Below are 6,544 nucleotides of genomic sequence, written 5' to 3' on the forward strand. Positions count from 1 at the left end.
TCGCATCCTACTGTTAATTTAATAATCCCTAACATATAACTACTTAGCAAATTAAAAAAAGTAACAACAGGGATAAAAATGAAAAAGCTTTTAACACTTAGCCTCATTTTAGGCTGTAGTAATTTAGCCTACGCTGAAACAAATACACTACAACTGGAAGACGTGTTTAATTTAGAATATGCTAATCAAATAGATATAACCGAAGACGGTAAAACTGTTTATTTTGTGCGTAACCGCATGGATATAAAAACAGATCGCAAAGTGGGTAATATTTGGTCTGTTGATTACAAAACCAAACAAATGCAGCCGCTAACCTCTGGCGTACATATGGATTATTCGCCAGTACTCTCTCCTGATGGTCAACGCCTTGCGTTTATATCAACCCGCGATGGCAGCAGCCAAATATATATTAAATGGCTTAAAACAGGTGCTATGGCAAAAATTAGTAACTTAACGAGTAGTCCACGTTCGATTACATGGAGCCCTGATTCTAACCAATTAATATTTAGCATGTTTGTTACAAGTGCTACTTCAGCGCCAGTAAGCTTACCAGGTAAACCAAAAGGTGCAACGTGGGCAGAGCCTGCTAAATTTATTGATGATGTTTACTACCGTTCAGATGGTGGCGGTTACACACAAAAGGGCTTTAGCCAATTATTTTCCATAGATGCTAACGGTGGTAATGCCAAACAACTCACTCATGATGAGTTTGATAACGCGGGCGATGTAAGTTTTAGCAACGATGGTAAGTCGCTTTATTTTTCTGCAAACAGGCACACAAACAACCAACTAAAACCCACAAACAGTGAAATTTATAAACTCGATTTAGCTTCGCAAAATATAACAGAAATTACCGATAGAAATGGTCCTGACGAGCAGCCTAAAATCTCTCCCGATGGTCGTTACTTAGCGTACACAGGTTACGATGATAAACGCACTAACTACGAAAACGCTCAGCTTTATATTCGTGATTTAAAAACAGGTAACACAACTAGCTTAACGCCGAATTTTGACCGCAGCGTAGGTCAAATAAAGTGGAGTGCAAACTCCAAAGGCATATACTTTAGCTATGCAGATAAAGGCCAAACTGCCCTTGCGTATCAACCACGCAGTGGCAAGCGTAAAATAATAACAACCCAAATTGGCAGCGTTGCATTTGGTCGCCCTTATTCTGGTGGCGACTTTGATGTAAGCGAAGATGGCGAAATAGCCTTTACCCTTGCAGATACTCAGCGCCCTGCTGATATAGCAACAATTAAACGCGGTAAAGCGCAGCGTTTAACTACCCTTAATGCAGATGCATTGGGTGATAAAGCTTTGGCTAAAGTGGAAGAAGTTTGGATTAAATCAAGCTACGATGAACTCCCTGTTCAAGGATGGATTGCCTATCCGCCAGGTTTTGACAGCAGCAAAAAGTATCCGTTAATACTAGAAATACACGGCGGCCCTGTCGCTAATTATGGGCCGCATTTTAGCGCCGAAATTCAACTGTTTGCAGCAAAGGGGAATATCGTTCTATACATGAATCCACGCGGAAGTGATTCATACGGTAACGAGTTTGCACAAACCATTCATCATAATTACCCAAGTAACGACTTTGATGACTTAATGACAGGTGTTGATGCGCTAATAGCGAAAGGCTTTATTGACGAGTCTAAATTGTTTGTAACCGGTGGCTCTGGTGGCGGTGTATTAACTGCATGGATTGTGGGTCATACAGATCGTTTTGCTGCAGCTGTAGTTGCTAAGCCTGTTATCAATTGGATCAGTTTTGTACTAACAGCAGATTTTTATCCGTTTTTTGCTGATTACTGGTTTCCGGGTAAACCGTGGGATCATATTGAACATTATATGAAACGCTCGCCTATTAGCTATGTTGGAAACGTTAAAACTCCTACTATGTTGCTCACTGGGGAATCTGACTACCGTACACCAATTTCAGAAACTGAGCAGTTTTATCAGGCATTAAAGTTACAAGGTGTTGATACCGCAATGGTGCGAATTCCTAATGCATCGCACGGCATTACAGCTCGCCCATCAAACTTAATGGCTAAAGTAGCTTATATTCAATGGTGGTTTGATAAACACTCTAAATAAACTCTGGGTAATAAATTTATAGCTCAAATAAAAGCCACTCTAGTTAAGTGGCTTTTGTATCTACCGCCGTAGTATTCAAACTGTAAACCCCCTTTACACTTCTATGACAGCGAAATATCGGACTTAGCTAAAACTTCAGTTAGTAAAATTTCGGTTTATAGCATTTTTTGTAACTTGAGTTGGTAAAAAATCGGTTTGAGTCACTGTTTATAACCTCTCAGTTAGTAAAATTTTGTTTTATAGCAACGAGAAGTTAGTAAAAAATCGGTTTATAAATTATCTGCGTTTGCCTATTAAAGCAAAAATCAGTCACTTATCCGCTTTTTTTAGTTGCCGTAAACGCTAATTACAGCAGAATCACCTAAAAAAGGTTGTTTTATGAAACGTTAGTTAAACTCTGATCTGTAAATTCACTCAGGTAGTTAAATCGTGATCCAAAATTATTTGGTTAGTTAAAGTCTGATCTGTAATTATGCTTAAATGTTCTAACTTTATTTAAAACAATAAAAAAGGGCCTATTGGCCCTTGAGTAACACTATCTAGTTAGGAATTAAAACTGGTTCATGGTGTTATCTTCACCACCGGCTTTTAGCGCGTTATCACCAGAGAAGTATTCTTTGTGCGTATCGCCCATGTTAGACCCTGCTAGGTCTTGGTGTTTAACAGAAGCTTGCTCACGGCGAATTTCTTGGCGTTGTACATCACGCACGTAAGCCAGCATACCCATATCGCCAAAGTAACCTTCTGATAAAATATCAGTGCTTAGCGCAGCTGTATGGTACGTAGGCAGAGTAATTAAGTGATGGAAAATACCTGCTTCACGTGCGCCATCGCGCTGGAAGTTTTGCACTAGTAAATCGGCTGCTTGTGCAAGCTCTGTTGCATCCATCTCTGGTGCCATAAGGCCTTTATTATCGCCAAGGCTTGGGTAAGCACTAAGGTCACGGCCTGCTTCTTCCCACTCCTGATATACTTGCTCACGAAACTTAAGCGTCCAGTTAAACGAAGGCGAGTTGTTGTATACCAGTTTTGCATTTGGCACGTGTTCTTTTACACGATTCACCAGTTCTGCAATTTGTTTAACATGTGGTTTTTCTGTTTCAATCCACAGTAAATCAGCGCCCGACTGCAAGCTAGTAATACAGTCTAATACTACGCGGTCTTTTTCAGTGCCTTCGCGGAACTGGTATAAACCGTTATCTAGGCGAGTTGGTTTACATAACTGGCCATTAATTTTCATTGCCGTGTCGCCTTCATTTAAGTCATCAACACCGTTAATGGGCGTGGTTTCTAAAAATGCATTGTATTGGCTTGCTAAGTCTCCTGGTGTTTGCGAAACAGGTACCTTTTGCGTAAGGCTGGCACCCAATGAGTCTGTACGTGCCACAATAATACCGTTATCAATACCTAGCTCTAAAAAGGCGTAACGTACTGCGTTAATTTTTGCTAAAAAATCTTCGTGTGGAACGGTCACTTTACCCGCTTGGTGACCACATTGTTTGGCGTCAGATACTTGGTTTTCTATTTGAATGGCACATGCACCGGCTTCAATCATTTTTTTAGCCAGTAAGTAAGTTGCTTCTTCGTTACCAAAACCGGCATCAATATCAGCAATAATTGGCACAACATGGGTTTCAAAGTTGTCTATTTTATCAATAACAGCTTGAACATCGCCGCCGTTCGCTTTTGCTTCATCTAGGTCGTTAAACAAGTGATCTAGTTCACGTGCATCAGCTTGCTTTAAAAACGTGTAAATTTCTTCAATTAGCGCAGGTACCGATGTTTTTTCATGCATGCTTTGATCTGGCAGCGGACCAAATGCAGAGCGAAGCGCTGCAACCATCCAGCCACTTAAGTATACATAGCTGCGTTTAGTTGTTTTTTGATGGCGCTTAATAGCCATCATCATTTGTTGGGCAGTAAAGCCATGCCAACAGCCTAAAGATTGCGTGTACTGGCTTGTGTCGGCGTCATATGCAGCCATATCTTCACGCATTACGTCTGCTGTGTATTGCGCAATTTCAATCCCTGTACGAAAACGGTTTTGTAAACGCATACGGCTTGCGTATTCAGGGTTAATAGCTTTCCATGCGCTGCCTTGTGTTTGGCAAAGAGTAGAGAGTGTGTCTGTTTCGCGTTGATATGTTGTCATAATAAAATCCTTCGAACGAGTGTGTAAATTATTTTAATGTTGTGAGAGTGGCTAGGAGTGTGTTCCGTAGCGCTTAATTCAACATTAGGCTCCTTTTCTAGATTTAGTAAATTTATAGTTGTTATTGTGGCTATACATTTTGTGAATAGCTAAAAAGCACTCAACATTGCCTTTTTGAGTTATTGTTGCCTTACGCACAAGCACACAACAACATCGCGACCGTTTAAAGGAAGGCAACTATGTCCCACACTCTCACACATTCAGGACTCAGCGTAGATACACAACTCGCTGATTTCGTTAAAAATCAATTGCTACCAGGCACTCACTTAAGTGAGTCACAATTTTGGCAAAGTTTTGCACATATCGTTCAAACACTTACCCCTATTAATAAGGCACTGCTTGAAAAGCGAGAGCTGCTTCAACAGCAAATAGACGACTACCATCTTGCTAATAAAACCTGGGATAGCGCTAAATACCAAGCCTTTTTGCAAGATATTGGCTATTTAGTTAAAGAGCCTGCCAACTTTGAAATTGAAACCCAAAATGTAGAGCCCGAAGTGGCCCTTACAGCAGGCCCTCAGTTGGTTGTGCCTGTAAGTAATGCACGCTTTGCACTTAATGCCGCTAACGCTCGCTGGGGCTCGTTATACGACGCTTTATACGGTACTGATGTGTTAAGCGAAGATGACGGGGCTGAAAAAGGTAATACCTACAACCCTGTTCGTGGTTTTAAGGTAATGGCCTACGCTCGCCAGTTTTTAGATAAAGCATTGCCGCTGACCAATGGCTCGCATATAGAAAGCACGAATTACTCAGTAGTAGATGGCGCACTTTTAATTACCTTGCGTGACAGCTCTCAAACCACATTAGCTAACCCATCTCAGCTTATTGGCTATCAAGGAGAAGCACAAAACCCAACTGTAGTGTTATTAAAAAACAATGACTTACACATAGAGCTACATATCGATCACCACCACATTATTGGCCAAGCTGATAAGGCTGGTTTAAAAGATGTAGTGCTAGAGGCCGCGCTTACCACCATTATGGATTGTGAAGATTCAGTAGCTGCGGTAGATGCAGAAGACAAAGTACAAGTTTATAAAAATTGGCTTGGGTTGATGCAAGGTAACTTAGTTGAATCGTTTAAAAAAGGCGATAAAACTGTTGAGCGTACCCTGCAAAGTGATAAAACATACACCGCACTTGATGGCGGCACCGTTACTTTAAAAGGCCGTAGCATGATGTTTGTAAGAAACGTTGGCCATTTAATGACGAACCCTGCTATTACCGATGTGTTTAATCAACCGGTGTTTGAAGGCATTATGGATGCGATGTTTACAGCCACTGCTGCCCTGCACGACCTAAATAAAAAAACAGGTATCAAAAATTCAAGCGCGCAAAGTATTAATATAGTAAAACCCAAAATGCATGGCCCAGAAGAGGTGGCATTTACTAACACTTTATTTAGCTTAGTAGAGGAAGCGCTAAGCTTACCTAAAAACACGCTTAAAATGGGTATTATGGATGAAGAACGCCGCACTTCTGTAAACCTAAAAGCCTGTATTTGTGCAGCCAAAGAGCGTGTTGTATTTATAAATACTGGATTTTTAGACCGTACCGGCGATGAAATTCATACCTCTATGCAAGCGGGCGTTGTGCTTCCAAAAGCACAGATTAAGCAGCAACCATGGATACAAGCTTATGAGGATCGCAACGTCGATATTGGCCTTGCTTGTGGCTTAAGTCATAAAGCACAAATAGGTAAAGGCATGTGGCCAATGCCAGATAAAATGGCATTAATGATGGAGCAAAAACAAGCTCACCCTAAATCAGGCGCTAATACTGCATGGGTGCCCTCCCCTACAGCCGCTACCCTGCATGCAATGCATTATCACGATATAAACGTATTTACTGAGCAGCAAAGTATAGCTAAACGTACTATTGCGAGCCTTAATGACCTGCTTACACCGCCGCTAATGGCAGACCCTAAAACGCTTTCAAAAGAAGATATTCAAAGTGAGCTAGAAAATAACGCACAAGGTATTTTAGGTTACGTTGTACGTTGGATTGATCAAGGCGTAGGCTGCTCAAAAGTACCCGACATTAACCATATAGGTTTAATGGAAGACAGAGCCACACTGCGTATTTCAAGCCAGCATATGGCTAATTGGTTGCTAAATGGCGTGTGCTCACAAGCGCAAATAAAATCAACAATGGCTAAAATGGCCAAAGTGGTTGATGGACAAAACGAGCATGACACTGCGTATACACCTATGGCAACAAGCGAAGAAACCC

At 41.2% G+C, this 6,544-nt stretch carries 3 protein-coding genes; 2 read left to right on the forward strand and 1 reads right to left on the reverse strand.

The window, feature by feature from the left end; genetic code table 11:
• Window positions 1–78: 78 nt before the first annotated feature.
• The gene (locus H5072_RS09035; protein ID WP_182693322.1) at window positions 79–2,097 is read left to right on the forward strand and encodes a S9 family peptidase; all 2,019 of its coding nucleotides are present in this window, start codon (window positions 79–81) and stop codon (window positions 2,095–2,097) included.
• Between the two features lie 550 nt (window positions 2,098–2,647).
• Here the strand turns inward: H5072_RS09035 and H5072_RS09040 are convergent.
• Window positions 2,648–4,249: an isocitrate lyase gene (locus H5072_RS09040; RefSeq protein WP_002959200.1), complete on the reverse strand. Its 1,602-nt coding sequence runs from the start codon at window positions 4,247–4,249 to the stop codon at window positions 2,648–2,650.
• 239 nt (window positions 4,250–4,488) lie between these two features.
• Here H5072_RS09040 and H5072_RS09045 point away from each other — a divergent pair.
• Window positions 4,489–6,544, forward strand: a 2,056-nt coding sequence (locus tag H5072_RS09045; protein WP_182693323.1) for a malate synthase G, incomplete at its 3' end; no start/stop codon positions are given.

The sequence above is a fragment of the Pseudoalteromonas sp. SR45-5 genome, assembly GCF_014163565.1.
GTDB lineage: Bacteria > Pseudomonadota > Gammaproteobacteria > Enterobacterales > Alteromonadaceae > Pseudoalteromonas > Pseudoalteromonas distincta.

Coding starts and splice junctions, on each gene's coding strand:
- H5072_RS09035 (WP_182693322.1), top strand. CDS start 79: ATGAAAAAGCTTTTAACACTTAGCCTCATTTTAGGCTGTAGTAATTTA.
- H5072_RS09040 (WP_002959200.1), bottom strand. CDS start 4,249: ATGACAACATATCAACGCGAAACAGACACACTCTCTACTCTTTGCCAA.